Source organism: Acidobacteriota bacterium (assembly GCA_039030395.1).
In the GTDB taxonomy this organism is placed as follows: domain Bacteria; phylum Acidobacteriota; class Thermoanaerobaculia; order Multivoradales; family JBCCEF01; genus JBCCEF01.
In genome coordinates, this window is the sequence record JBCCEF010000006.1 from 14,168 (window position 1) to 38,543 (window position 24,376).

Here is a 24,376-nt window from a genome sequence, read left to right on the forward strand (position 1 = left end):
GCAGATCGCCCTTCGAGGCCTCGCAGCAGCGCGAAGTCTGCGACGGAAGGCGGTTTCGGCTGGCGCGAGGGGGCGCCGGCCACCGGGGTCTCCATCCCTACCCAGCCTCTGGGCGAACCCACACAAGAAGCGGAAGACCCAACGGTTTCTTTGGCAGTCCTGCACCTACCCAAGGGCTCAGATTCTTGCCACTTCCTTGCTAGAATGTGGGTTCTAGCAAGTGACAACCGGGATCACTGCGTTTCAGGAGCGACTGATCTGGACCCCGCCTTTCTGGAGTTCGCGGCCTTACGGGTAGCTCTCCATCAGCACCTTTCCTGCTTGGCAAACGAATGAGGCCCAGCGTTGAGTGCCCAGTTCCACTGCGCCCACCCAAGACGCCAAGCGTGGGGTTTGCACGATCTGCCCTATCTTGCTTGCGCTCTCAACCAACGAACTCTGCCGCGTTCTAGAATGGGCCAATGAACTGCCCCAGCCTCCATTCACTCCTTGACGGTTTCCCAAGCGGTGGCCTCTGATGATCGTAAGCATCGCCATTGAGATTCGACCGAAGTTCACCACTTTCTGCATAGCCGCACCAGATTGGAATGAGAACGGACTCCTCTTCAACATCCGCCACCTTGAGCGGATACCTTACCGTGCCTACCGGGAAGTCGGGCAACGCTTGATCGAGATGGGAGCCAAGTTCGATACTTTTGGCATCGAAGGTTGCCACATCTACATGAATGCCACCGAGATCGGGATGCCTGTAGTGAATTCCATTCGGCAATCTTCCAGTACTTCCGGAATTCAACCGGTCTTCATGACTATGGGTCAAGTCAAACCGAGCACGGACGAGGAGGGGATTTCCTTTGGAAAAGCTTGGCTGGTATCTCGACTCAAGGTCTTTCTACAAGAGGGCCGCATTCGCCTGCCGGCCGCTCTTCCGGATGCAAAGAAGCTAGTGGAGGAGATCCTGGATTTCTCCCCTAGGCTCGCTCATCGAGCAAGCGCAGATCCTGACTTCTTCGCGGTGGGGCCGCGTGATGATCTGGTGAGTGCACTGGGATTGGCGGTTCATGTCGATATGAGACAGCCTGTGAGTGATTCAGAGCCCCGTTCGCCGGTACGGCTGCCCCCAATGCCCGGAGCGGAACTTGATGAACTCTACGACCGCCTTTTTCGTGGCGACATCTTTAACGGCCTCTGACGACGACCAAGCTAGTAGAGTGTGAGGCTGGCTGCTGCCGCTCGACGGGCCGCATCTCCCCTCCGGTCATAACGCGCCGTGGTCTTGGCGTCGGCATGGCCGGCCAGTTTCTGGACCGTGAAGACATCGACCCCAGCGTCGAGGAGTCGGGAGACAAAGGCCCGCCGGAAGTCATGAGGTGTGAGCCCGTCGAGACCTGCCTGACGTTGGCGCTTCTGCAGGATGAAGCGAACGGCCTCGCCTCGCAGGCGGGTGAGGCGGAGCGTTCCGGCAGCGCTCACCGGACAGAACAACGGCCCGCCCGATTCTCCCCGAGTGGCAATCCAAGTCCGGATCAGTTGGCAAGAGTCTTCGTGCAAGAAGATTCGCCGATCCTGGCGCCCTTTGCCAGATCGAATCGTGAGCCGGCAGCCGTCCTTGCCGAAATCTTCGAGGTCGAGTCCGCAGAGTTCCGCGCGACGTAGACCGCCGCCATAGAGAACGGCAAAGATTGCCGCGTCTCGCCGACCTGCCGGTGACGGATCGGCCACGCAGGTCGCGAGGAGCTTTTCGACCTGTTCGCACCCAAGCCCTTGACCCGCCGGCAGGACCCTCGCTCGCACGTTGCTCACATCGGCCGCTCTCGCATAGGTCTCGGAGTCCACCAGGCCGAGCCGCCAGCAGGTCTTCAACACGCCGCGCAAGGCGGAGAGCACCTTGTTGACCGTGGCCGGGGCGTAGCTCTCGACGAGCCGCGCCCGGATGCGAGCGGTGTCTCGATAACGAAGTTCATGCCACGGATAGCTCCAAGGGTCCTCACTTCCCAGCAGCCCGGCGACGGTTTGCAGGGAGTGATGGACCGCCCAGTAGCTGCCGCGGCTGAGCGAGTCGCGGTAGACGGCGGCCGGATTGTCGGCATCGGCGGGGTGAGGCAGGGTCACGACTTCACCTCCGTGAGGAGGTCGAAGTACTCGGTGATCGCTGCGTCGATGCCCTCGTTCAGGTCGCCGATCTGCTCACAGGCCAGCTCGATGGCGTTGGGGGTGACCTCCAGGTCGGCGCGCCCCTGGCCGGCGGCGGCCCGAGGGTCGTCCACCACCTGGGCCACCTGTTCGGCGATGGCGTCGCCAAGGGCGGCCCAGCGGCGGGCGAAGTCAATGAGGTCCCCAGCGTCCGTCTCGTACAGCATGATGTGGCCTCCTCCGTGGTCGTCATTGGGAGGCCAGTGGCTACGGGACCTCGGCGCCGGTCGTCAACCAGGAGAGGCGGGAAATCGAGCGACTGCGCCGTGTCCCGGAAGCGCTGGGGGTACGGCGCCGGATAACGCTCGCGAGATGTGATGGCGAGGGAGCAACGGGATCGAGCCTCGCTTTCGTTGACCGTAGGAGCGGCGGTCCACTGCTGCCACGGACTCACGGTCGATTCTCTGGGTGGCCCCGGATCTGTGGATGGCCGCCAGAACCCGGTAAGGGATCTCTGGGAGGGCCTGTGGGGGATTCTTCTCGCCCAGGCCAAGCACGGCCATGGCCCTGCAGTGAGTGATGCCTGTCCACGGCCCTTGGGCTCTCGGTATCGTTGGGCGCAGAGGTGAATGGATCACCGCAGAAAGTGCGGCAAGTCGACGCTTGCCGCCGACATCGGCCTCAACCTCTTCTGTGCCGATGGCGAACCCGGTGCCGAGGTCTACACCGCAGCCACCAAGCGAGACCAGGCCCGCATCACCCGCAGTGAAGCCGCTCGCATGGTGACCGCCTCGCCATCCCTCAGGCGGCACATCGGGATTTTCCGCGACAACCTCCACGTCCTCAGTACGTCGTCGAAGTTTGAGCCGCTGGGCGCCGACGCCGACTTCATGGACGGCCTCAATGTCCACGGAGCGATCGTCGACGAGCTCCACGCCCACCGAAACCGCGAGGTCTGGGACGTGCTCGAAACCGCCACCGGCTCTCGCCGGCAGCCGTTGCTCTTCGCCATCACCACGGCCGGCTTCGATCGCCATTCCATCTGCTGGGAGCTACACGAGTACATGCAGAAGGTGCTCGAAGGCCTGCTCGACGACGATTCCCTCCTCGGCTACATCGCCTGTCTCGACGAGGGCGACGACTGGACGGACGAGACCGCCGGGGCCAAGGCCAATCCCAGCTTCGGTGTCTGCGTCAAGCTCGAAGACCTCCGCCGCACGCCGACTAAGGAGCTGGAGAAGCTGATGCTGGGCGAGCGATCGCCCACGGAGAGCAACCGGTACTGCGATCGATGGGGCCGTAGCGTTGGTCATGGCAATTGGGCGGGCGATGGTGGGGATGGAGCCAGAGCGGTCGGTGTATGAGACCAGGGGGATTCTGGAGCTGTTAGGAAAGGTGACACGGATAAGACAGACACAGGATACTATATGCTTTTCACGTTTATTGTTTTGCAAAAGAATGTAAGTGTTCTTATGCGCAACATCATGCGCGTCAAGAGACGCCGGTTAGTGCGGTCATCGTGAGCTCGACGGGCAGCTCCAGCAGTGCACGAAGCGAGAGCTGCGGTAGCTCACTCTTCAATTATCAGTGCCGATGAGGAAGTGAAAGGAACAGCCTATGCCGAAGACCGGTGACCTTTGGAAGTCTGGACTCTGGTTATTCTTGACGGCCCTCGCAGCCTATAACTGGTTCTCGCACAATGCGATTTATGGGGTTGAGACTTTCGACTTCACTAGATCGCTCTGGCAAAGCCAGCACTCACTGGTGGTCCTGAAGATGGTTTCGATCCCTGTCGCCGCATTTGAGGCGGTGGTTCAGGTCATCCTGTCACCTTCAATCTTCGTCGTCAGTCGCCTCCATGAATCGGTCGCACTTCGAGATTTTGTCGTTGCAGCCAACGCAATCGGAGCATACGCAATCTTGCAGTGGCAGAATCCGCCGACCCAAAAACTACTAGAGAACCTAACCTCCTCCACCGCGAGCGAATTCAAGGAACTCTCTAAACGCCTAATCGCCGCGGGTGGATTATCTCACCTACAAGGATCCCTCGCCTGGTTGTGCGACGAAATCGCAAGCTCCATCGAGCGAGAGGGGAAACTCGCATCGATCTCACTAAGTCAGCACTTGCTCAGGTTGCACTTGATTTTGTCGCTCGGGATTAAGAAAAGACCAGAGGGGTCTCAGGCGCCTTCGTTTGAAGATCTCTGGAAACTCGCACAGGCGGAGGGCGCGAAGACCGATCCCGCCTATAGACAACTATGGGAACTGTCGCTTAGCCTTTTAGACGACCTATATCTCCCAACGGCGTCCGCTGGCGATGCTGCCTATGGATCGCTCCTCGTCGGGACTCTTGGCATTACCAAACGATCAGCCGAGAGCCTTTAGGGCAGTACACCATGACGATTTGGCGAAGGGTTCTAGTTTGGCGATCTTGTGGTGCGCTGGCACAGTTTAGTTCTTTAGTCATGCTGGTGGAGAATCAACGCAGAGGCTACGCCTTTTATGGCCTCGAGCCTCTCAAGCTTACAATCACGCTATGGCAGGATAAGGGCGGGCTCCTCGTGCCCAAGTTCTTAGCAGTTATCTTGGCAATGCCAGATGCGGTGTTCGGCCTAATCTCTTCGCCTACAACTTACATTATAGGTAGCTTCGAACTTAGGGGTCTCCCTGGAGACCTTGCAGCCTTGCTTACCGTGACAAACGCTTTTCTGTGGTTTGCGGTTGTCCGCGCCCCCAGAAGGATCAGCTTGCGTCGTCCATCGCCACTTGGTGACCCTGGCGACAGATTTGATGATGACCTCCTAGATCTCTATGTCGGAATCAAGACTATGATAGATGACTCTATCGGAAGGCATAGCGAACTGAGACAGCTCAAGCCTACCCTCGTGGAGCTACACAGTAGCCTTCAGAAGGAGGCGTATTCAGCATCATTGACTGCTGCGGGAAAAGTGCTAGAGGCCATACTTTCTGCGTACGGCATGGAAGCTGGAGTAGACCTCTCCGGAAAGACTCTATTTGTCAAGACCCAATCCCTACAGGGTAAGGGGCAGAAAGCAGATGAGATCACTAGGCTTAAGCCATTGCTGAATATTGTTCGAGTTTACCGTAATCTGGGCGCCCATCACGGCGCAAGGCCAGCCACTCGGGTTGATGTTCTCCTTGCTCTTATGGCCCTCGCCCAGTGTCTCCAACTGGTTCTGCCAGACGATTGGCTCGATCCGCCAGGAAGGGAAATTCCACTATCAGAGTGAGCGAGATTCATGCGTTGGCCGCCGTAGGCGCCTGTCGACAACAGCATCCCCTGCTTGTAGGTGGACAACGCGCGGCGATTCTCGGAAAGCTGTTGGAGATCGCACCTGGCGACCTCCGCTCGATTCGGTGGGTCAATAGGCCGTGGCATCAGCCCGGTTGCGGCGCAGGTCAAGTGATTGGAAAGCGTTGCCATTCCGTGCGGGGAATAGTTACGGTCCAGCCACCAAACTCAAGTTCTCTACTGGTCTGGCGGTACTCGACATTGTCAGGTAGAGCGGGCTTGTCCGACAGTTGTCGATAAAAACCTGAAAGCGACTCCACCCCCCCTCTTACCTGGCGCACAAACTGTTCCTGAGTGACAACTGGGATTTCCGGGTCCCGGAGCAACTCTGACGGTACACATGTCTTCGACACAAGTATTCCGAGCACGAGAGTCGAAGTGCTGAGGTGCCCTAAGTCACTTCGCTTCTCTGCAAGCTCTTCCGCGTGCCCACGAAGGTATTCGAGGCAAGTTGCGTGTTTCGCAAGGCCCTCACGGAACCAGTCATCGTGCACTCGCACCTCATGCATGGAGTCGGGACCATAGAACCACTTCAGCGAGATAGCGAGGACCTCATTACTTCGCTTGTCAAGAACTAGCAGGTCGATCTCACCCTCACGCTGCGCCCGCGGACCAAGCTCGAGTCTCTCGATCAGGACAAATCGCTCAGGATCAAACAGAGGAGCGATCTCCCTGATCATGAGGTCCTCCCGAACATCCTTCAGCTCATGATCTTTTCGCGGCAGACTGTCGATGATTGCGAGGAGATTACGCTCAGGATTGCTGCCCAGAACAAGCACCGGGATCGTGACAAGTTCCCGAGAAGTCAATGGTATCAGGGGCTGATACATGACATCAGTCCATCTAACCCCGATGTCGTATGTTAGGTCGCGAAGGACCTCAAGCGCCACAGGCGATCGCAGCGAGTAGTGGTGCCGAAGCTGGCCAACGATGCGATCCCTGGGGAGCACAAGTGCTGCCGAATTGTGGCCTGTCCATTCGCCCTCGAGTTCCTTGCAGGCCAGGACGAGCAAGAAGTTAAGAGCTGCACAGTGGGCTGCCAAGTGTTTCCACACAACCCAAAAGTCGTCGAGCGAATAGGGTCCGACGGACAGCGTGGGTGGGAGCTGTGGTTCTGATAGCTCAAGGCCCTCAGCGAAGGCCTTAAGGACGCGTCCAGTCGCTCGATAGGAAAGTGTCATGGAGTTGGCGTCGAATCGCACCGTGCGGAGAAGTCCCCTTGTGGCCTCCGGTGGCAGATCTTCAGCCTCCTGCAGGAGTTCGAAAACCTCCTTGGTTCTCTGGAACTCCTCGCGCAGCTGGCGCTCTGCCTGCTGCGCCTCGATGCTCGGATTCGGAGAGAACCGAATAATCCGCTTCGTGCTGTCTATGTCGCAAAGAAAGAAGCCTGCCTCGGCAGATACGATCCCATCCTGTAGATGCGAGTAGACCGCGAAATCTGTCACTGCTTCCAGCGCGACTTTGACATCGTCGGGACTGGTGAGCGTTTGTTTGCCTCCTGGTGGACACCAAGTGAAAATCTTGAAGACCAACCAACGAAGAAGATCCTGTGAGTAGCGCATGCCCGCATAGCCGCCCTCGACGCGCCCGCGTACGGCGGCACCGAACTCATTCGAGACTTGGAGACTCTGGACTGTCCGAAGAACGTGTAGTAGGGCCTGAGTACGGGGCAGCCTAAAGATGGGCAGCTGCTTTACAGCTGCATCTGCGAACCGGCGAAGGTCTCCTACTGCAGTTGGGGAGAGGAAGTCCGTGGCCACGCAGTCATTGTAGCGACCTTGAGATCGCCAGGCTCCAATGTATTGCCTTCGGGGAAGCCTCTTGTTGTCGCCTTCGAGGTGAGACGACTGTCGTCGGAGGTAGCGCTCGACGGGCTACACCCCGCATCCGAGCAGCCTCACGGTATCGGAGGCAATGCCAGAGGCCGCCAATGGGAGTAGGCCCGTTACATGGTTGAGTCGAAGCGATGTCGAAGATCTGTGTCCGTGACCTGGGACGCCGCTTCGAGCTGCTTGATAGTCGGCCGGAGCTGATCCACCAACACACACTCGATCGTGGCGTAGATCTCGCTTGCGACATCGCGCGGGATTCGATGCTCCCACATCGCCTGTTGATTCGGCGCCTGGGGAAACTCATCATGGATGCGCTGCAACCGGTCTTCGATGCCGACGAGCTGAAGGGCGATCTCCGCGAGGGCCTTCTGTGCTTCGCGATCGTTCACCGGTGCTCTTCTCGGAGGCTGGCGAAGAGGGCGCGGGCGTAGGCGGTTGGGTTTTCCTCGATCCAGTCGGCGGCTTCTTCATGCCCGAGCTGCCGGGCCACTGCCGCGACGGACTCGCAGTCGATTCTCTGGGTGAGCCCGGACCGGCGGACCGCGTCGAGGGCGGCCAGAACCGGCTCTGGGATCTCTGGGAGGGTCTGTGGGGGATTCTTCTCGCCCAGGCCAAGGATGGCCATCGCCTGCAGTGGGTGAGGCTCTTCTGCGGCCCTTGGGCTCTCGGTATGGCTGAGTTCCAGGGAGGAGAGCTCACCTTGTGGGACCTCTCGGACCTCTTCCATATCCAGGCATGCGGAGATTGCTGCCTCTGCCGCTCGGTTCAGGGCCTCCACGGCCCACTCGGCGAAGGGTAGACCGGCCACAGTCGCTGCCACTTTCCAGCCGTCCACCTCACTACGCGTCGCGCTCAGCGTGAGCGACTCCCTCGGTCCCAGGCGCAGGGGCGGCAGGGGCATGGTCACCAGAGCCCCTGAGCTCGCATGCTGGTCCAGCGGCCGCCGGCAGCGACGATCAGGTGGTCGACCAGACCGATGCCGATCAAGTCTCCGGCATCGGCCATGCGCCGCGTGAAGTGAATGTCTTCCTGGCTTGGGGAAGGGTCGCCGCTCGGGTGGGTGTGGAACAGCATCAACGCCGTGGCGTTATGGACCAAGCCGCGTCGCAAGATGGTGCGTGGATCGGCGGTAGACCGAGACAGGGTGCCGCGGAAGAGTTCCTCCTCTGCCAGCAGACGGTTGCGGCCATCCAGAAACAGCACTCCCATGACCTCCTGGTCTCGGCGGCCGTAGCGGAGATCGAGGTAGGTGGCCACTTCGGTGGGCCGGGAGAGGGGCTTCCGGTCCGGGATCTGAGCCGCGGCCATCCGGCGAGCGATCTCGACCGAGGCCAGGAGCGCGGCGGTCTTGACGGGTCCCATCCCAGCACAGCACAGACTCCGCGGGCAGGCCGAGGCCAACCCCACCAAACCGCCGGCCCCTTCGAGGATCTCCCTCGCCTGTTCCAGCACCGAGCACCCCGGCCGACCACCCCGCAACAGTACGGCGACCAACTCCGAATCCGACAAGGCCTGCGGGCCGTTCTGCAGCAGGCGCTCACGGGGGCGCTCATCGGTCCCGAGGTCCGCGATCAGGGTCGCGGTGCGGTGAGAACTGGGCTTCCGGGCGGGCATGAAGCCATTACTACTAAGGCCGGCCGGGGCGCTCTGTCAACGGCAAGAGGCCGACGCAAGTTGCTGACAGGAAGCACTTTGCACCGCACAGACTGGTTGACGAGGCGGCGTGATCCTCCGTAGGACTGGGCCATCGATCACGCGGGCACTTCAGCCCGCACGACATGGAGGCTCACCATGAGCACAGAGTTTGAATTCTTCGAAGGCACCGCCACCGTCCAAGCCACTACTCCCCAAGTCACCGTCCGCAGGAGCGGTCAACTCGTCCTCACCGAGGCTGCCGTCGCCTTGCTGGGCGAGGGTGTCGAGGCGGTGCAGATCGGCTACAACGCGCAGGCCCGGGCCATCGGCCTGCGGCCGGCTCCCAAGGACGCTCACGGTGCGCTGAAGCTCCGGAAGCAGCCGAACGGGCGGTCCCGGCTGGTGGATGCAAGAAGGTTCTTTGCACACCATGGGCTGAAGCTGGTGGCGGCAAGCCGAGCAGATGTCGAGGGCTTCGGTGAAGGACTGGTGGGGTTCCACCTGACGGAGGAGGGGGCCGGCCAGGCGGAAGTGGCACTCACGAAGGCGAAGAGGACGTCGGTGGCGAAAGGGAAGTAGCTACCGACAAACTGGCTACCCCAATCCACGCTTCGACATTGGGCGGTCCCTTGTGCCGGGACCGCCTTTTTGCGTGACACCGAAGCGCCCGCCAGCCCCGTGGGAGTGGATGGGGCCATAGTCAGCCGGCTACTGGTTGGTCGCGGTTCAGGGCCTCCAGGCCTCGCCCCGTCTCTCCTCCTCAACCCGGAAGGATCGGACACCTGTCCTAGAATGCTTCCACAATGAGCCAATCAAGCAAGAGAGTCGGCGCTTGGAGCCGCACCGGGCGGAAGAGCCTGGGCCTGAACCAGGAACCTTCGCCTCCCGCATGACCACGAACTTCTCCCAAACCGCTGCCTACATCTGGTCTCTCGCCGACCTTCTCCGCGGTGACTTCAAGCAATCGCAGTATGGGCGGATCATCCTCCCGTTCACGATTCTGCGCCGCCTGGAGTGCGTGTTGGAGGCCCGCAAGCCGAATGTTCTAGCGGAAGTCGCCAAGCTCGAGGGCATGAAGAAGCTCGAGGCGGAGGCGCGCGAGAAGTTCCTGCTCCGGGCAGCGAAGCAGTCGTTCTACAACACCTCGCCGATGGACCTTTCCAAGCTGGGAACGAAGGACATCCGGAGCAATCTGCTCACCTACGTGGACAGCTTCTCGAAGGACGCGCGCGAGATCTTCGAGCACTTCCGCTTTGACGAGTTCATCCGGAAGCTGCACGAGGCCAATCTGCTCTTCAAGGTGGTGAAGGAGGTGGCGGAGACGGATCTGAGCCCGCAGGCCATCAGCAACCACGACATGGGGCTCGTCTTCGAGGAGCTCATCCGTCGCTTCGCGGAGAGCTCCAATGAGACGGCGGGAGAACACTTCACGCCGCGCGACATCGTGCGCCTCACGACTTCGCTGGTCTTCATGGAAGACGACGAGGCCCTGACTGGCGAGGGGATCATCCGCACTATCTACGACCCAACGGCAGGCACTGGCGGCTTCCTCTCCAGTGGCATGGAGTACGTCCACGAGTTGAATCCCAAGGCGGTTATGCGCGCCTTCGGCCAGGAGCTCAACCCCGAGAGCTACGCCATCTGTAAGGGCGACATGCTGATCAAGGGGCAAGATGTCAGCCGCATCAAGCTTGGCAACACGCTGAGCGACGACCAACTCGTCGGCCACCGGTTCGACTACATGCTCTCCAATCCCCCCTTTGGCGTGGACTGGAAGAAGGTCGAAAAGGCGATCAAGGACGAGCACAAGTTGAAAGGCTTCGACGGCCGGTTCGGCCCCGGCCTGCCGCGGGTGAGCGATGGCTCGCTCCTTTTCCTGTTGCACCTGCTCTCCAAGATGCGGGAGTACGACCCCGACGAGCCCGAGAAGAGCGGAGGACGCATTGGCATCATCCTTAACGGCTCGCCACTCTTCACCGGCGCCGCCGGCGGCGGGGAGAGCGAGATCCGTCGCTACATCCTGGAGAATGACCTGCTGGAGGCGATCGTCGCGCTGCCGACTGACATGTTCTACAACACCGGCATCGCGACCTACATCTGGGTGCTCTCGAACAAGAAGAGCGCTGAGCGCAAGGGCAAGGTGCAGCTCATAAACGGCGTGCATCTCTACCAAAAGATGCGCAAGAGCCTGGGCTCCAAACGGCAGGAGATCGGTGACGAAGGGCTCGCCCTGATCACCCGCACCTTCGGCCAATTCGAGGCGGTGGAGAGCTACGATCTGGATGAGGACGCCGGCGAGGCCAACACCCGTCGCGGACTGAGGACCAAAAAGAAGGCCGAGAAGCGCACCTTCGCCAGCAAGGTCTTCGCGAGCCACGAGTTCGGCTACCGCCGCATCACGGTCGAACGACCGTTGCGGCTCTCAGTGCAGTTCACGGACGAGCGGCTGGAGGCGCTGCGCTTCGCCAGTGGCCGGTTGAACGCACCGATGCAGGCGGTCTACGAGCAGTTCGGGCAGCACTGGACCGACAAGAGCTATGGCGACCTGTCCGACGTCAAGCCGGAAGTGCGGGCGCTGGTCAAAGCTGACTTCTCCTCCCTGAAGGAGGCCCAGGTGAAGGAGCTGCTAGCTCCGAAGACCTGGAAGGCACAGAAGGCGCTCCTGGAGAAAGGGCTAGCGTTGCAAGAGGTGATCGGTGCGGACCAGCACGACGACTTCAAACAGTTCGAGGGCAAGCTGAAGAAGGCGTTGAAGACTCTCGCGTCGCAAGGAGCCGCAATCAAGCTGGATACCAAGGAAAAGAAACAGCTCCTAGAGGCCGCGAGCTGGACCAACCCCGACGCCGAGCCCGTCGTGAAGAAGGTGCTGAAGACGAAGGCTGACCCCACGTACGGAGCTTTCGACTACCAGGGGAAGGTCGTTCAATTCCAGCCCGACAGCAACCTGCGCGACAGCGAAAACGTGCCGCTCACCGCCGAGACCGCCCGTGGCGCGAATGTGAATGCCGTAAACGAAGCCTACTTCAACAAGGAAGTCGCGTCCCACATCAAGGACGCCTGGATCGACGCAAACAAGTGCGACGCACGAGATGAGCAGATCGGCATCGTCGGCTACGAGATCCCCTTCAACCGCCACTTCTACCAATACGAGCCGCCGCGCGAGTTGGCGGAGATTGATGCGGAGCTAGATGCACTGAGCGCGGAGATTGTGGAGATGCTGCGGAAGGTGCAGTCGTAATGGCAGCGCAATATCCGCAGTACCAAAGACTCAGATCCTCGGGAGTGGAGTGGCTCGGAGACATTCCCGCTCACTGGGACGTTCAAAGGCTTGGCCTGCTTTTCTCCGAAAGCAACGCAAGAGCTTCTTCAGACACCGAGAAGGAGTACCCAATCCTCAGTGTTTCAATCCACGACGGAATCTCTGACACGGAGATGAGCGACGGCGAGCTTGACCGAAAGGTGGCTAGGAGCAAAGACAGATCTCTCTACAAAGTCGTCCACGAGAACGATCTTGCATACAACATGATGCGTGCATGGCAGGGCGGTTTTGGCTCTGCCAAGGTAACCGGCCTAATCAGCCCCGCGTATGTAGTGTGCCGGCCGAAGACCGTCGCCTGTTCAGCGTTCTTCGAACAAGTGCTTCGAACCCCGAACGCAATCTCCGAACTAAGGCGCTACTCGCGGGGCATCACTGACTTTCGCCTGCGTCTCTACTGGGACGATTTCAAGACCATCCTGGTCCCGGTGCCTCCCGAAACCGAGCGAAAGTCAATCCAAGAGTTCCTCGACTACGAAACGGCGAAGATTGACGCGCTGATTGAGAAGCAACAGCAGCTCATCGACTTTCTCAAAGAGAAACGCGAGGGGCTCCTACACGTTGCCATTAGTGAGAAAGGCACGAAGAAGATTCGCCTGGAGAACTGCTGGGAGATTGTAAGTAGGCCAATTACCAGACTGGATAGCGAGATCTACCACCCGATCGGGCTGCTAAACCGTGGGCGCGGCGTCTTCCACAAAGACCCGACCCTTGGTTCTGATCTAGGGGACTCGGACTTTTTCTACGTTGAGGAAGGCGACCTGATTCTCAGCGGCCAGTTCGCCTGGGAGGGGGCGGTTGCTCTAGCAGGCGAGGAAGAGAGCCGCTGTGTCGCAACTCACCGGTACCCGATCGTCAGAAGCAAACCCGGTGTGACCGAGACAGCATTCTTGTGGGCATTGTTTGCCTCGCAGATCGGACACTTCCTGCTGAATGAGAATTCACGAGGGGCCGCTGGGCGAAATCGACCGCTCAATATGAACAGCCTGATGAAAGAAAAAATTCTAGTCCCACCTCTGGAGGCCCAGCAAGCGGTTGCGAAACTGGTTCTCCGAGAAAAGGCTCTACGCGAGTACATTCAGCAGCCCATCGCTCTTCTCCAGGAACGGCGCACTGCTCTTATCTCCGCCGCAGTAACTGGAAAGATCGACGTGCGCGGCTGGAAGGCGCCTGACTCCCAAGTGAAAGCGGAGGTCGCATGACCGCCGACGCTAAAGAAGCCGCCTTCCAGCAGGACATCATCGTCCAGATGGTCGAAGGCGGCTGGAAGCTCGGCGACCCCGCGAGCTACAACCGCGAGCTGGCGCTCTACATCCCGGACTGCCTCGAATACATCAAAACGACCCAGCCGAAGGCCTGGAAGAATTACAAGAAGCTCTACCCGATCAACGCGGAGCGGGCGTTCATCGACAAGCTCGCCGCCCAGCTTGGCAAGGCAGACCCGCAGGCATCGGACAAGAGCCTACGCACCTTCGGCACTCTGGGCGTGCTGCGCCACGAGCTACGCGACAAGTCCGCTTCCTTCAAGCTCTGCCAGTTCAAGCCCGAGCATGGACTGAATCCCGAGACCCAGGCCATGTACGAGGGCAACATCCTGCGTGTGGTGCCGGAGCTGGTCTACAGCCCGCATGCCACGCCCGCCCAGCTCGGGGAAACCGGTTCGCGCGCCAAACGTTGGAGGATCGACCTAGTTTTATTCGTCAACGGCATCCCAGTCGCCACGATAGAGCTGAAGAGTGAGTTCAAGCAGGCGGTCGAGAGCGCCCAGCGCCAGTACCGGAGGACCCGTCTGCCGAAGGATCCCGAGACCAACAAGCCGGAACCGCTCCTCACCTTCAAGCGGGGCGCGTTGGTGCACTTCGCCGTGAGCCAGTACGAGGTCTACATGACGACTCGGCTGGCGGGCAGGGAGACGCGCTTCCTCCCCTTCAACCGCGGCACAAAGGAGGGCGGCGCCGGCAACGACCCACCCGAGGACGTGGACACCTACGCCACCGCCTACCTGTGGAACGAGGTGCTCGCCCCCGCCAACCTACTAGAGATCGTCGGTCGGTTCGTTCACCTCGAGATCAAGACCGAGGAGAGCTGGGACGGTCGGAAGACGAAGAAAGAGACTCTGATCTTCCCCCGCTACCACCAGTGGGATCTGGTGCGAAAGCTGGTGGCCAAGACCCGCGAAGAAGGCCCCGGTCACAAGTACCTGGCGCAGCACAGCGCCGGCTCCGGCAAGTCGAACTCGATCGGCTGGACGGCGCATCAGCTCTCTTCGCTCCACGACGAGCAGGACGAGAAGCTCTTCGACTCGGTCATCGTGGTGACCGACCGCACGGTGCTGGACAACCAGCTCCAGGAGACGATCTATCAGTTCGAGCACGAGGAGGGTGTGGTCGGGCGCATCAACCGCGAGGAAGGCCAAGGCTCGAAGTCTGAGAAGCTGGCGCACGCGCTGGAGCACAGCCAGCCGATCGTCATCGTAACCATTCAGACCTTCCCCCACGTTCTCGCCGCCATCGAGGACAGCGCGAGCCTCAAGCAGCGACGCTTCGCCATCATCGCCGACGAGGCGCACTCCTCGCAGTCGGGATCGACCGCAGGGAACCTCAAGGCAGTCCTCACCGCCGGGATGCCGGACAAGGACGAGGTCAGTGCGGAGGACATGCTGACCGCCAGTGTCGCGGCTCGTGGTGCCTCGCCGAATCTCAGCTACTACGCCTTTACCGCCACCCCGAAGAGTAGAACGCTGGAGTTATTCGGGCGTCGCCCCAGCCCGGACGAGCCGCCCTCGAAGAGGAACAAACCGCAGGCCTTCCATGTCTACAGCATGCGGCAGGCCATCGCAGAGGGCTACATCCTCGACGTGTTGAGGAACTACACCAGCTACAAGGTGGCTTACAACCTGGCGCAGCGGGTCGCCGCGGCGGACATAGAGGTCGACAGCAAAAAGGCGCGAGCCAGGCTCGGCCAGTGGGTGCGGCTGCACGACTACAACATCGCGCAAAAGGTGATGGTGATAGTCGAGCACTTTCGAGAGACGGTGATGGGACTGCTCAACGGCCACGCCAAGGCGATGATCGTTACGGGCTCGCGCAAAGAGGCGGTGCGCTTCAAGCTGGAGTTCGACAAGTACACGCAGAAGAAGTCCTATAGCCAGTTGCGCGCGATGGTCGCGTTTTCAGGCGAGGTCAGTTTCAGCAGAGACGACCCTCACAGCGAGGGGTTACTCGGAGAGACGTTTACCGAGACCAACATGAACCCCGGTCTCAAGGGGAGGGATCTGCGCACCGCCTTTGATTCGGATGGCTACGACGTGATGATCGCCGCCAACAAGTTCCAGACGGGCTTTGATCAACCGAAGCTCTGCGCCATGTACGTGGACAAGAAGCTCGGGGGAGTCGACTGCGTACAGACCTTGTCGCGGCTCAATCGAAAGTACCCGGGCAAAGAGGAAACCTACGTCCTCGACTTCTTCAACGATCCGCAGGAGGTGTTGGCGGCGTTCCAGGAGTACTACCAGACGGCGGAGCTGCTCGATGTTTCGGACCCCAACCTCATCTGGGATCTCTACGAGAAGCTACGGGCCGCTGGCATCTTCCTGTGGTCCGAAGTGACGCGCTTCAGCGAGGTCTTCTTCGTCAAGAGCAAGAGCAACGCTGCGATCGGCAACGTGTGCAAGCCGGCGGTGGAGCGTTGGCAGAATCGCCACCAGCAGGCGCAAGCCGAGTACGCGGAGCAGAAGCGGCTCTTTGAGCACGCTAAAGCGCTCGGCGACGCCACCTTCATCGCCAATAGCGAGGCGCAGATGAAGGAAGCCAAGCGCGAGCTAGACGCGCTCGGCCTTTTCAAGGCGGACCTTGTAGCGTTTACCCGCTACTACGAGTTCATGTCGCAGATCGTCGAATACGACAGTCGAGACCTCGAGATGCTCAGTCTCTATGCTCGTCACCTGGCGCCACTGCTACGCGAGAAGCTGCCGGACGAGGACCCGATCGACCTGAGCTCCGTCGAGCTGAGCCACTATCGCCTGTCGAAGATCAAGCAGCAAGACCTCAAACTGGTCAAGGAGGGAGCGGAGACCGGTCTCCATCCTGCCAGTGCCCTGGGAACCCGCAAACCTCGAAACAAGGAAGAAGAATGGCTCTCGCAGATCATCAGCCGATTGAATGAGCTTTTCGTGACCGACGGCCTGACCGACAATGACCTCATCAACTACGCCTACGCCATCCGCGACAAGGTGAGCGAGAACCAGAGGGTGATGCAGCAGATCGCAAACAACTCCCCCGAGCAAGCTTTGCTAGGCGACTTTTCGACCGCTCTCGATCAGGCGGTGATGGGGAGTGGCGAGGCTCATCAAAGCCAGATGATGCAGTACCTCAACAGCAAAGAGCTGCAGGCCGGTTTCGGGAGAGTCGTTTTCGACATGCTGCTGGCGAAGCTGGCTTCGGGAGCCCAGGCCCACAGAAGAGAGCGATGACTCCAGGGCCCCAAATCGCCGCCTCGGGCCTCGATCAACCTCCGGGCGTCTGCCGGGCCCTCAAGTCCTGCCCCGTAGTACCTAGACAGTACCTAAGGCCTATTTCAGAGCCCTGATAGCTCTGACGAGCCCACCGCTAAACTGTTTGGATTGAACAACTTAGATTGGTGCACCCGTAGGGATTCGAACCCCAAACCTTCTGATCCGTAGTCAGATGCTCTATCCAGTTGAGCTACGGGTGCACGAGGGGTACAGCAGACGGAGGATTGTAGACGAAGGGGCTGTTGGGTGCAAGCTCTGGTCGAGTGGCTCGCTCGGGTGCCCTGGGGTGGCTCCGGATTGGCGGTAACGGCGTATTGAGTTGCGGCGCCTTTGGTGCCGTGGATCCCAAACATCGTCTGCTTCGGAAGGAGATCTCTGATGACGGGAGTGCGCGTCTTGCTGGGTCTTGCGGTGGTGGCCGTGGCCCTGGCTTCGCCGGGCTGTGGTGGCGGTGCGGATCGGCTGGATGTCGTCAACGGCTCCGGGAATCCGGTGGGGTTTTTGGTCGATGGGGCCGAAGGCGGAGGCGGTCCTCTTCTCGATGATGAGGGGTTTCTGACCGCGGCGGCGAGTGTCGAGGTGGGAGATTTGGTCGGTGGGCTGTCGAACGAGGTGATCGGCTTTACCAACCAGCGGCCGCCGCGCTATGTGGCGACCCCTTGGACTTCGGGGATGGACCGTTTTGATGTCGAGTTCCAGCCCCGCATTTCGGTGCCGGTGACGGTGTGGATTGTCCATGGGCCTTTTGCCGAACAGAGACAACATGCCGTGGATGCGTGCATCCGCACGTCGGCGATCTGGAATGCGGAGCGGGTAGGGGTGGCCTTCTCGGAGTTCAATGTGATCGACGCTACCAATGACCCTCAGGCGGCGGCCCGGTCGGCGTTTCCCAATGGCGACACGAATCCCCAAGCCTGGGTGGACTTGCGCAACGACATCGGGTTCGCCGACGACCGTCTCAACATTTACTGGGTCGAGACGGTCAACGGGGCCACCACCAGCGGTTGGTCGAACTTCGGGGCGCAGATCGCGATGGGGGAAAACTCCGGCGATGAGCTTCTTTCACACGAGATCGGTCACGCATTCAGCCTCACCCACACGGACGGCCTCACGGCCTTCGACACCACCAATGTCATGTTGAGTGCCAGCGTCAACCGGGAGTTCTTGACCGAGGGACAGCTCTTTCGCGCCCACCTGAATCCGGATTCGATCGTGAATGATCTCTACGGGGCGCGACCCGGCGAGATCACCCGTACCTGCAGCCTGATCGCCGCCACTTCCCAATGCCCCGCGATCGAGCGCCGCCTGTGGGCCGACGGCGCGTTTCCGGCCAACTGAGAGGAGACTGTGATGAGCTCTATGCGGAAGTTGTCGTGGGGTCTGGTGGCGTTGGCCCTCATCGCCTGGGCCGTGCCAAATCTCTCGCAGCCTCAATCGCCGGGCAACGTCCAGGCTTGGCCGGAGCTGGAACGCTTGGACAAGGATGTTCGCGTCGTTGTCGTGACCTGGCTGAGCCGGGATTGCGAGGCCAAGGAGGGGGCGAACCTGCTGGAACAGTTTTGGAGCGTTGGTAACGAGCTGCAACCCGTGTTTCGGGAGGCGTATCGCCAGGGTCCGCCACCTCAGGTCGTGGACGAGGCCCGCAAGGCCGCAGCGAGCGCGTTTGATCAGCGGCAGGCCTGGCTTCAGGAGGAAGGCGAGGATCTGATGAGCGCCGAGGAGGTCCAGCGCCAGTTGGCGATACCCTCCGGCGATTACATCCAGCGGCGCATCGAGGATGTGGGTATCGGCTGGCGGGAGCGAGCTCTGATCGCCCTCGGGTTGGTGGGTGACGATGAGACCCTGGATGAACTTCTTCGCCTGGCCGAAAGCGACAGCCCCGGAGCCGCGGCCGCGGCGCGCGCCCTGGAGGAAAGGGAAGCCATGGAAGATGGAGGAGGCTTCACCTAGCCGCTCAGCCCCCGGCCGATCAGTCGATCAGGCCCGTCATCGGCGAGCTGGCCGTGGCGTAGAGCTTCCGCGGGATGCGGCCGGCGTTGGCGGCGAGCCAGCCGGCTTCGACGGCGAGGCGCATGGCGCGGGCCATGCGCACCGGGTCTCCGGCGCCGGCGATGCCGGTGTTCATGAGGACGGCGTCGGCGCCGAGTTCGAGGGCGAGGGAGGCATCGGAGGCGGTGCCGACGCCGGCGTCGACGACTACCGGCACGTTTGCCTGCTCGATGATGATGCGCAGGTTTGCCGGATTGCGAATGCCCATGCCGGAACCGATGGGAGCCCCTAGGGGCATCACCGCCGCCGCGCCGAGGGCTTCGAGCTTCCGGCAGAGCACCGGGTCGTCGGTGCAGTAGGGCAACACCACGAAGCCTTCGTCCACCAGCACCTCGGTGGCTCTGAGGAGTTCCACGGTGTCCGGGAACAGGGTTTTCTCGTCGCCGATCACTTCCAGCTTCACCCAGTTCCAGCCCCCCAACTCGCGGGCGAGGCGTGCCGTGCGGATCGCTTCGTCGGCGGTGTAGCAGGCGGCGGTGTTGGGCAGCAGGAGGTACTTTTCCTGATCGATCTGATCGATTAGCGAGCTCTTGCCGAGGTCGTCGAGATTCACCCGTCGCAGGGCGACGGTGATCATCTCGGTACCGGAGGCCTCGAAGGAGCGCCGCATGACGTCCGCATCGAGGTATTTTCCGGTGCCGAGGATGAGGCGCGACCGGAAGGTGCGGTCGGCGATGACGAGGGGCTCGACCTCGAGCGAGGACGTAGTGGTGGAGTCGGCGGTGGGAGAGGCGGCATTCATCGCGGGGAGTCTACCGCCTTCTCGGCTGTTGTCAGACCCCGACGGTCAGACCCCGTCCGGCGGAGGGTCTCCGGGCGGCAGGCTGGCGCCTCCGCTCTCCACCTCCGGCGGCCCGTTTTCGAACAGCGCCTGGACATCCGGCTGGGTCAGCAAAACCATGGTGAACACGCCGAGGATGGTGCCGAAAGGCATGTTGAGAGCGCTGATCCCCGCCATCACCAGGCAGAACATGCGCCGCTGACGGCGCCGCAGGTTGAGGCCGGTCCAGATCATCAGAAGGGCGTAGGCCATACCCAGCAGGATCAGAAATCCACCGATCGCCATGACAAAGCAGCCGACAGCGGCCGGAGGCGCATCGCCGTTGAATTCATCCGGCGCCACCACCATGAAGGTGCCCAGCCCCAGGTAAAGCAGGGCGAAGAGCGGGATGAGAAGGCAGAATCCCCCGAGGATGAAGTAGCCGATGGCCAGCAGATCGAGGTGATTCTTCTTCTGCTCGATGGGGTCGTAGGTCACGGTCATGTCGATCTCCCTTCGGACCCTGTACGTGTGCCCTGCGAAAGTATTCCGTCAGCTCGCCAGCCGCTCCGGTTTGGGGCCTCGCTGGATGCGGTTTTGCTCGTCCACCAGCACCACCGTCGGCTGGTGGCTGTGCGCCTCGGCCTCCTCGTATTCGGCGTAGGTGCAGAGGATCACCAGGTCGCCGGGCGACGCCTTGTGGGCGGCGGCGCCGTTCAGGACGATCTCGCCCTCGCCGGGCGTTCCCGGAATGACGTAGGTCGCCAGGCGCTCGCCGTTGGTGACGTTGTAGATCTCGACCCGCTCGTTGTCGAGCATGTCGGCTGCCTCCATCAGCAGCGGGTCGACGGTGACAGAACCTTCGTAGGCGAGGTCCGCTCCGGTGACCGTGGCGCGGTGAATCTTGGATTTGAACAGGGTGCGTCGCATGGCTCAGGGTCTCCTATGGGGTTCGGATTTGAGAGTAAGTGTCTGAAAATCAGTGGTTTGACATTCGGGGGGCACCTATCGGGGGATCGCTCGACGAAAAGGGTGGCACCTAGTTAGGGCAGGGGATCGCTCGACGAAAAGGGTGGCACCTAGTTAGGGGGTTCAAAACGGAGGTTGTCGATCAATCGGGTGGCACCTAGTCGGGCGGCGATCGGTAGGACGATCGGACCGTTGACTTGACGCGCGGGCCGGAAGGTTTCGGCGTGGACAACTTCGGCGTATTCGACCTCGACGCGCGGCGACGCGGCGAGGATTTCCGCCATGGTCTGGCGTAGGGCGTCGGCGTTTCGTTCGCCTTGCCGGAGGGCCTCCACCGCCGCCGTCAGGGCGCGGTGGAGCACCGGCGCCGACCGACGGTCTTCCGGGCTCAAGTAAGCGTTGCGCGAGGACATCGCCAGGCCGTCCGACTCGCGGACGGTGGGGTGGCCGACGATTTCGACCCCCAAGTGCAGATCCCGGGTGACGCGGCGGAGGACGGCCAGTTGCTGCGCGTCTTTCTCGCCGAACACCGCCACATCCGGCCGGACGAGCTGGAACAGGGCGGTGACCACCGTGGCGACGCCGCGGAAGTGGCCCGGCCGATGGTCGCCTTCGAGACCGAGAGCGGGTTCGCCCAAGTCGATGAAGGTGGTGTGGCCTGGTGGGTAGATCTCTTCGACGGAGGGCAAGAAGAGGACGTCGCAGCCGGCGCCGGCGAGCAGGCCGGCGTCCTGCTCCGGTGAACGCGGGTAGCGCTCAAAGTCTTCGCCGGGACCGAACTGGGTGGGGTTGACGAACACCGAGGCGACCGTTCGATCGGCCGATTCTCCGGCCCGCCGCACCAGCGCCAAGTGCCCGTCGTGGAGGGCACCCATGGTCGGCACGAAGGCCACCCGCCGGCCGCTCCCCCTCCAGTTCTCCACCGTGCGGCGCACCTCGGCGCCGGTCTCGAAGGTCTGCATTGCCCTTTCCTCGTCTTCCGTCGCCTCAGCCGTACAGCCGTTGAACGTCGGCCGCCGGTCGCGACGGATCTCCGTAGGTTTCGTCGCGGCTCGGGAAGGCTCCGCTCCGCACGTCGGAGGCAAAGGCCGAGATGGCGTCCCGGGAGGCCCGGCCCAATTCGCCGTAGCGCCGCACGAAGCGCGGGGCAATGCGCTCTTCCATGCCGAGGAGATCGTGGTACACCAGCACCTGACCGCTGCAACCGGCGCCGGCGCCGATGCCAATGGTGGGGATGCCGATCTGCCCGGTGACCTCTTCAGCCAGGTCCGCCGGCACGCACTCGAGTACCAGGCTGAAGGCACCGGCCTCTTCGAGAGCGTGGGCCGCCTCCAACAGGGCGCGGGCGGCCGCGTCGCCGCGGCCTTGCACCTTGAACCCACCGAACTTGTGGAGGCTCTGCGGGGTGAGACCGAGATGGCCCATCACCGGGATCTCGGCGCCGACCAGCGCTTCCACCACCTCCGGCCGGGCTCCTTCGATCTTGACCGCCTGGGCACCGCCCTCCTTGATGAAGCGGAGCGCGTTGTCCACCGCTTGGCCCAGCCCGCGGTGGAAGGAGCCGTAGGGCATGTCCCCCACCAACAGGGCGCGCTGGACGCCCCGGCGCACGGCGCGGGTGTGGTGCAGCATCTCGTCGACGGTGACGGCGAGGGTGTCCGGGTGGCCGAGGACCACCATGGCGAGGGAATCGCCGACCAGGATCATGTCGACCCCGGCGGCGTCGGCGGTGCGGCCCTGGGGGCAGTCGTAGGCGGTCACCATCACCAGCTTGTCGCCGCGCTCGCGGGCGGCGCGAACGGCGGGCACGGTGACGGGACGATCCGCAGCGCGTTTCGGCGCGGGTGAGGCGGTGGGGGACGACTTCTTCGGCATCGGGCCTCCTCGTCAAGAACTATGAGTGGCCCGCTCGGCAGTCCGGCCAACGGAAGGAGCGTAGTCATCGGGCACCAGCCCAAAACGACGAAAGCCCTTCCGCATGGAGGACGGAAAGGCTCTTTCCTTCGCCGAGCGACTCGGTGCCTTTGCTTCTTCCGTGAGGTGCCTGTCTCTGACGAGATCAGACCCTCCGAAGCGACACCCACGTCCGGCGCGGTTTGGCTTCCGTCTCGGTCCCGGCCCTGACGCTCAGGGCCGCCGGGATCCAAGCGGCGGTCGCTCTTCTCTACGAATCGCGACCACGATTATTCTAGCAAGAGGCCACGCGCTCTTCAAAAGGCCTATGAAATCGGGTGCTTTCGGAGGGGCTCAGAAGATCGACTGACCCGTTTCGGTGGTCAGCAGTTCGAGGGCGCGGCTGCCGGCGAGGGAGTTGCCGGAGGCGTCGAGACCCGGCGACCAGACGCAGACGGTCCAGTGGCCGGGGAGCACCGCCAGGATGCCGCCTCCGACGCCGCTCTTGGCGGGCAGGCCCACCCGGTAGGCGAAGTCCCCGGCGGCGTCATAGACCCCGCAGGTCAGGAGCAGGGAGTTGATGTACTTGGTCTGGCTGCTGCTGGTGATCGCCGTCTCGATGCCGAGCGGCCTGCCGGAACGGGCGAGAAACATGCCCGCGCGGGCGAGCTCGGAGCAGCTCATCGCCAGGGAGCAGTGGTGGAAGTAGGCGTCGAGCACCTCGTCCGCCTCGTTGTCCAGATTGCCGAAGCTCTTGAGGAAGTGAGCGAGGGCCGCGTTGCGGTGGCCGGTGGCCCGCTCCGAATGGGCCACCCGATGGTCGTATTCGACGTCGAGCCCACCACCCAGATCGTTGACCAGCTCCAGCACCTCGCCCAGGACGTCCCCGCAGCGGGTCAGCAGCACGTCGGTCACCACCAGAGCACCGGCATTGATGAACGGATTGCGTGGAATGCCCTGCTCGTGTTCGAGCTGGACCAGCGAGTTGAAGGCGGTGCCCGAGGGCTCGCGGCCAACCCGCAGCCAGAGCGCATCGCCTACTCGCACCATGGCGAGGGTGAGGGTGAAGACCTTGGAAATACTCTGGGTTGAAAAGCGCTCCTCGGAGTCACCAACCTGAAAGGTCCCGCCGTCGACGGTGTGGAGGGCGATGCCGAAGCGCTCCGCCGGCACCCTGGCGAGTTCGGGGATGTAGTTCGCGACCTCGCCCTGGTCGAGGAGCGGCCGCACTTCGGCGGCGATCCCTTCGAGTATCCCCTGGTAGTCCATAGCGGGAGGGACGGCGCGGGCTCCTACAACAATCGCCGGCCGGAGCCCACCGGCACGTAGTACTCGGTGCCCTTGATCGGTTTTCTCAAGCGAGCGATCAGCTCGTCTAAATCTTCCGGGCGGTCCGGGAAGTTGAGGTTGCGGGTGTCGACCACCAGCAGCGGGGTGCGCTCGTAGTAGTGGTAGTAGTGGTTGTAGGCGTCCGTCAGCTCGGCGATGTAGTCCGACGATAGATGGCTTTCGACCGGCCGCTGGCGCTTGCGGATGCGCCGCATGCAGGTTTCGACGTCGGCCACCAGGTGGATGACCAGGTCGGGCATGGGGAGCTGCGGTTCGAGCAGGGTGTAGAGCTTGTCGTACAGCATCAGCTCGTCGTCCGCCAGGTTGAGATAGGCGAAGATGCGGTCTTTTTGGAAGGTGTAGTCGGCCAGCAACAGGCGGTCGAAGAGGCCGCGCTGGGCGAGGTCTTGCTGCTGCTTGTAGCGCGACAGCAGAAAGTAGAGCTGGGTCTGGAAAGCGGTGTTCGGCCGGTCCTGGTAGAAGGCGCCGAGGAAGGGGTTTTCGACGTCTTCTAGGATCTTGACGCCCTCGAAGCGCCGGGTCAGCAGCTCGACAAGGGTGGTTTTGCCCACCCCGATCGGGCCGTCCACGGCGATGAAGTGGTACGGCAGGGGTTGCGGCGCCAAGTGTTGCTTCT

The 24,376-nt window shown here is 61.9% G+C and carries 23 protein-coding genes and 1 tRNA gene; 10 read left to right on the forward strand and 14 right to left on the reverse strand.

The window, feature by feature from the left end; genetic code table 11:
• Positions 1–517 precede the first annotated feature (517 nt).
• Complete coding sequence (locus tag AAF481_07880) at positions 518–1,189, forward strand: hypothetical protein (GenBank protein MEM7481080.1); 672 nt, start codon at positions 518–520, stop codon at positions 1,187–1,189.
• An 11-nt stretch (positions 1,190–1,200) separates the two neighbouring features.
• Here the strand turns inward: AAF481_07880 and AAF481_07885 are convergent, their stop codons facing one another.
• Complete coding sequence (locus AAF481_07885) at positions 1,201–2,109, reverse strand: site-specific integrase (protein MEM7481081.1); 909 nt, start codon at positions 2,107–2,109, stop codon at positions 1,201–1,203.
• Positions 2,106–2,357, reverse strand: coding sequence for a hypothetical protein (locus AAF481_07890; protein ID MEM7481082.1), 252 nt, complete (start codon positions 2,355–2,357; stop codon positions 2,106–2,108). Before AAF481_07890 ends, AAF481_07885 begins: the two co-directional genes overlap by 4 nt.
• A 402-nt stretch (positions 2,358–2,759) precedes the next feature.
• On the opposite strand from AAF481_07890, the gene AAF481_07895 reads away from it, so the two are divergent.
• From AAF481_07895 to AAF481_07905, 3 genes are all read left to right on the forward strand, one after another.
• Positions 2,760–3,494: a terminase large subunit gene (locus AAF481_07895; GenBank protein MEM7481083.1), complete on the forward strand. Its 735-nt coding sequence runs from the start codon at positions 2,760–2,762 to the stop codon at positions 3,492–3,494.
• A 253-nt stretch (positions 3,495–3,747) separates the two neighbouring features.
• On the forward strand, positions 3,748–4,515 hold the full coding sequence (locus AAF481_07900; GenBank protein ID MEM7481084.1) for a hypothetical protein: 768 nt from the start codon (positions 3,748–3,750) through the stop codon (positions 4,513–4,515).
• Between the two features lie 86 nt (positions 4,516–4,601).
• Positions 4,602–5,381: a DUF4145 domain-containing protein gene (locus AAF481_07905; protein ID MEM7481085.1), complete on the forward strand. Its 780-nt coding sequence runs from the start codon at positions 4,602–4,604 to the stop codon at positions 5,379–5,381.
• Positions 5,382–5,550: 169 nt separating this feature from the next.
• Here the strand turns inward: AAF481_07905 and AAF481_07910 are convergent, their stop codons facing one another.
• From AAF481_07910 to radC, 4 genes are all read right to left on the reverse strand, one after another.
• Positions 5,551–7,203 carry a hypothetical protein gene (locus AAF481_07910; protein ID MEM7481086.1) on the reverse strand — a complete coding sequence of 551 codons (1,653 nt, stop codon included), beginning with the start codon at positions 7,201–7,203 and terminating at the stop codon, positions 5,551–5,553.
• Between the two features lie 185 nt (positions 7,204–7,388).
• The gene (locus tag AAF481_07915; protein ID MEM7481087.1) at positions 7,389–7,664 is read right to left on the reverse strand and encodes a hypothetical protein; all 276 of its coding nucleotides are present in this window, start codon (positions 7,662–7,664) and stop codon (positions 7,389–7,391) included.
• Positions 7,661–8,176: a hypothetical protein gene (locus AAF481_07920; protein ID MEM7481088.1), complete on the reverse strand. Its 516-nt coding sequence runs from the start codon at positions 8,174–8,176 to the stop codon at positions 7,661–7,663. The genes AAF481_07915 and AAF481_07920 overlap by 4 nt, the downstream gene beginning before the upstream one ends.
• 2 nt (positions 8,177–8,178) lie before the next feature.
• Positions 8,179–8,889, reverse strand: a complete 711-nt coding sequence (gene radC, locus AAF481_07925; protein ID MEM7481089.1) for a DNA repair protein RadC — start codon at positions 8,887–8,889, stop codon at positions 8,179–8,181.
• Positions 8,890–9,066: 177 nt separating this feature from the next.
• Between radC and AAF481_07930 the strand changes: the two genes are divergently transcribed.
• The 4 genes from AAF481_07930 (at position 9,067) to AAF481_07945 (ending at position 16,697) form a co-directional block, all read left to right on the forward strand.
• Complete coding sequence (locus AAF481_07930; protein ID MEM7481090.1) at positions 9,067–9,489, forward strand: hypothetical protein; 423 nt, start codon at positions 9,067–9,069, stop codon at positions 9,487–9,489.
• A 310-nt stretch (positions 9,490–9,799) separates the two neighbouring features.
• Complete coding sequence (locus AAF481_07935) at positions 9,800–12,148, forward strand: class I SAM-dependent DNA methyltransferase (GenBank protein ID MEM7481091.1); 2,349 nt, start codon at positions 9,800–9,802, stop codon at positions 12,146–12,148.
• A 44-nt stretch (positions 12,149–12,192) separates the two neighbouring features.
• Positions 12,193–13,428 (forward strand): restriction endonuclease subunit S, encoded by a 1,236-nt coding sequence (locus tag AAF481_07940; GenBank protein MEM7481092.1) that lies wholly within the window; start codon positions 12,193–12,195, stop codon positions 13,426–13,428.
• Entirely contained in the window at positions 13,425–16,697 is a 3,273-nt protein-coding gene (locus AAF481_07945; GenBank protein MEM7481093.1) for a DEAD/DEAH box helicase family protein, read from the forward strand. Before AAF481_07940 ends, AAF481_07945 begins: the two co-directional genes overlap by 4 nt.
• A gap of 165 nt (positions 16,698–16,862) precedes the next feature.
• On the opposite strand, the gene AAF481_07950 is transcribed toward AAF481_07945, so the two are convergent.
• Positions 16,863–16,939, reverse strand: a tRNA-Arg gene (locus AAF481_07950).
• Positions 16,940–17,117: 178 nt separating this feature from the next.
• Here AAF481_07950 and AAF481_07955 point away from each other — a divergent pair.
• Positions 17,118–18,077, forward strand: coding sequence for a hypothetical protein (locus AAF481_07955; GenBank protein MEM7481094.1), 960 nt, complete (start codon positions 17,118–17,120; stop codon positions 18,075–18,077).
• A 12-nt stretch (positions 18,078–18,089) separates the two neighbouring features.
• Positions 18,090–18,689 (forward strand): hypothetical protein, encoded by a 600-nt coding sequence (locus AAF481_07960; protein ID MEM7481095.1) that lies wholly within the window; start codon positions 18,090–18,092, stop codon positions 18,687–18,689.
• A 19-nt stretch (positions 18,690–18,708) separates the two neighbouring features.
• On the opposite strand, the gene AAF481_07965 is transcribed toward AAF481_07960, so the two are convergent.
• The 7 genes from AAF481_07965 to AAF481_07995 all read right to left on the reverse strand — a co-directional run bounded on the left by AAF481_07965 (position 18,709) and on the right by AAF481_07995 (position 24,365).
• Positions 18,709–19,530 (reverse strand): thiazole synthase, encoded by an 822-nt coding sequence (locus tag AAF481_07965; GenBank protein MEM7481096.1) that lies wholly within the window; start codon positions 19,528–19,530, stop codon positions 18,709–18,711.
• Between the two features lie 45 nt (positions 19,531–19,575).
• Positions 19,576–20,052, reverse strand: coding sequence for a hypothetical protein (locus AAF481_07970; protein ID MEM7481097.1), 477 nt, complete (start codon positions 20,050–20,052; stop codon positions 19,576–19,578).
• A 48-nt stretch (positions 20,053–20,100) separates the two neighbouring features.
• Complete coding sequence (panD, locus tag AAF481_07975; protein ID MEM7481098.1) at positions 20,101–20,478, reverse strand: aspartate 1-decarboxylase; 378 nt, start codon at positions 20,476–20,478, stop codon at positions 20,101–20,103.
• Positions 20,479–20,627: 149 nt separating this feature from the next.
• Positions 20,628–21,479 (reverse strand): pantoate--beta-alanine ligase, encoded by an 852-nt coding sequence (gene panC / locus AAF481_07980; GenBank protein MEM7481099.1) that lies wholly within the window; start codon positions 21,477–21,479, stop codon positions 20,628–20,630.
• A gap of 25 nt (positions 21,480–21,504) precedes the next feature.
• The gene (gene panB / locus AAF481_07985; protein ID MEM7481100.1) at positions 21,505–22,392 is read right to left on the reverse strand and encodes a 3-methyl-2-oxobutanoate hydroxymethyltransferase; all 888 of its coding nucleotides are present in this window, start codon (positions 22,390–22,392) and stop codon (positions 21,505–21,507) included.
• 372 nt (positions 22,393–22,764) lie between these two features.
• The gene (locus AAF481_07990; protein MEM7481101.1) at positions 22,765–23,679 is read right to left on the reverse strand and encodes a glutaminase; all 915 of its coding nucleotides are present in this window, start codon (positions 23,677–23,679) and stop codon (positions 22,765–22,767) included.
• A 23-nt stretch (positions 23,680–23,702) separates the two neighbouring features.
• Positions 23,703–24,365, reverse strand: a complete 663-nt coding sequence (locus AAF481_07995) for a deoxynucleoside kinase (GenBank protein ID MEM7481102.1) — start codon at positions 24,363–24,365, stop codon at positions 23,703–23,705.
• Positions 24,366–24,376: the final 11 nt, after the last annotated feature.

What these genes read in the sequence shown, in the direction of transcription:
- panC (MEM7481099.1), bottom strand. Translation starts at nt 21,479, where the DNA reads ATGCAGACCTTCGAGACCGGCGCCGAGGTGCGCCGCACGGTGGAGAAC.
- AAF481_07900 (MEM7481084.1), top strand. Translation starts at nt 3,748, where the DNA reads ATGCCGAAGACCGGTGACCTTTGGAAGTCTGGACTCTGGTTATTCTTG.
- AAF481_07955 (MEM7481094.1), top strand. Translation starts at nt 17,118, where the DNA reads ATGACGGGAGTGCGCGTCTTGCTGGGTCTTGCGGTGGTGGCCGTGGCC.
- panD (MEM7481098.1), bottom strand. Translation starts at nt 20,478, where the DNA reads ATGCGACGCACCCTGTTCAAATCCAAGATTCACCGCGCCACGGTCACC.
- panB (MEM7481100.1), bottom strand. Translation starts at nt 22,392, where the DNA reads ATGCCGAAGAAGTCGTCCCCCACCGCCTCACCCGCGCCGAAACGCGCT.
- AAF481_07920 (MEM7481088.1), bottom strand. Translation starts at nt 8,176, where the DNA reads ATGCCCCTGCCGCCCCTGCGCCTGGGACCGAGGGAGTCGCTCACGCTG.
- AAF481_07880 (MEM7481080.1), top strand. Translation starts at nt 518, where the DNA reads ATGATCGTAAGCATCGCCATTGAGATTCGACCGAAGTTCACCACTTTC.
- radC (MEM7481089.1), bottom strand. Translation starts at nt 8,889, where the DNA reads ATGCCCGCCCGGAAGCCCAGTTCTCACCGCACCGCGACCCTGATCGCG.
- AAF481_07930 (MEM7481090.1), top strand. Translation starts at nt 9,067, where the DNA reads ATGAGCACAGAGTTTGAATTCTTCGAAGGCACCGCCACCGTCCAAGCC.
- AAF481_07935 (MEM7481091.1), top strand. Translation starts at nt 9,800, where the DNA reads ATGACCACGAACTTCTCCCAAACCGCTGCCTACATCTGGTCTCTCGCC.
- AAF481_07890 (MEM7481082.1), bottom strand. Translation starts at nt 2,357, where the DNA reads ATGCTGTACGAGACGGACGCTGGGGACCTCATTGACTTCGCCCGCCGC.
- AAF481_07895 (MEM7481083.1), top strand. Translation starts at nt 2,760, where the DNA reads ATGGATCACCGCAGAAAGTGCGGCAAGTCGACGCTTGCCGCCGACATC.
- AAF481_07965 (MEM7481096.1), bottom strand. Translation starts at nt 19,530, where the DNA reads ATGAATGCCGCCTCTCCCACCGCCGACTCCACCACTACGTCCTCGCTC.
- AAF481_07945 (MEM7481093.1), top strand. Translation starts at nt 13,425, where the DNA reads ATGACCGCCGACGCTAAAGAAGCCGCCTTCCAGCAGGACATCATCGTC.
- AAF481_07960 (MEM7481095.1), top strand. Translation starts at nt 18,090, where the DNA reads ATGAGCTCTATGCGGAAGTTGTCGTGGGGTCTGGTGGCGTTGGCCCTC.
- AAF481_07990 (MEM7481101.1), bottom strand. Translation starts at nt 23,679, where the DNA reads ATGGACTACCAGGGGATACTCGAAGGGATCGCCGCCGAAGTGCGGCCG.
- AAF481_07970 (MEM7481097.1), bottom strand. Translation starts at nt 20,052, where the DNA reads ATGACCGTGACCTACGACCCCATCGAGCAGAAGAAGAATCACCTCGAT.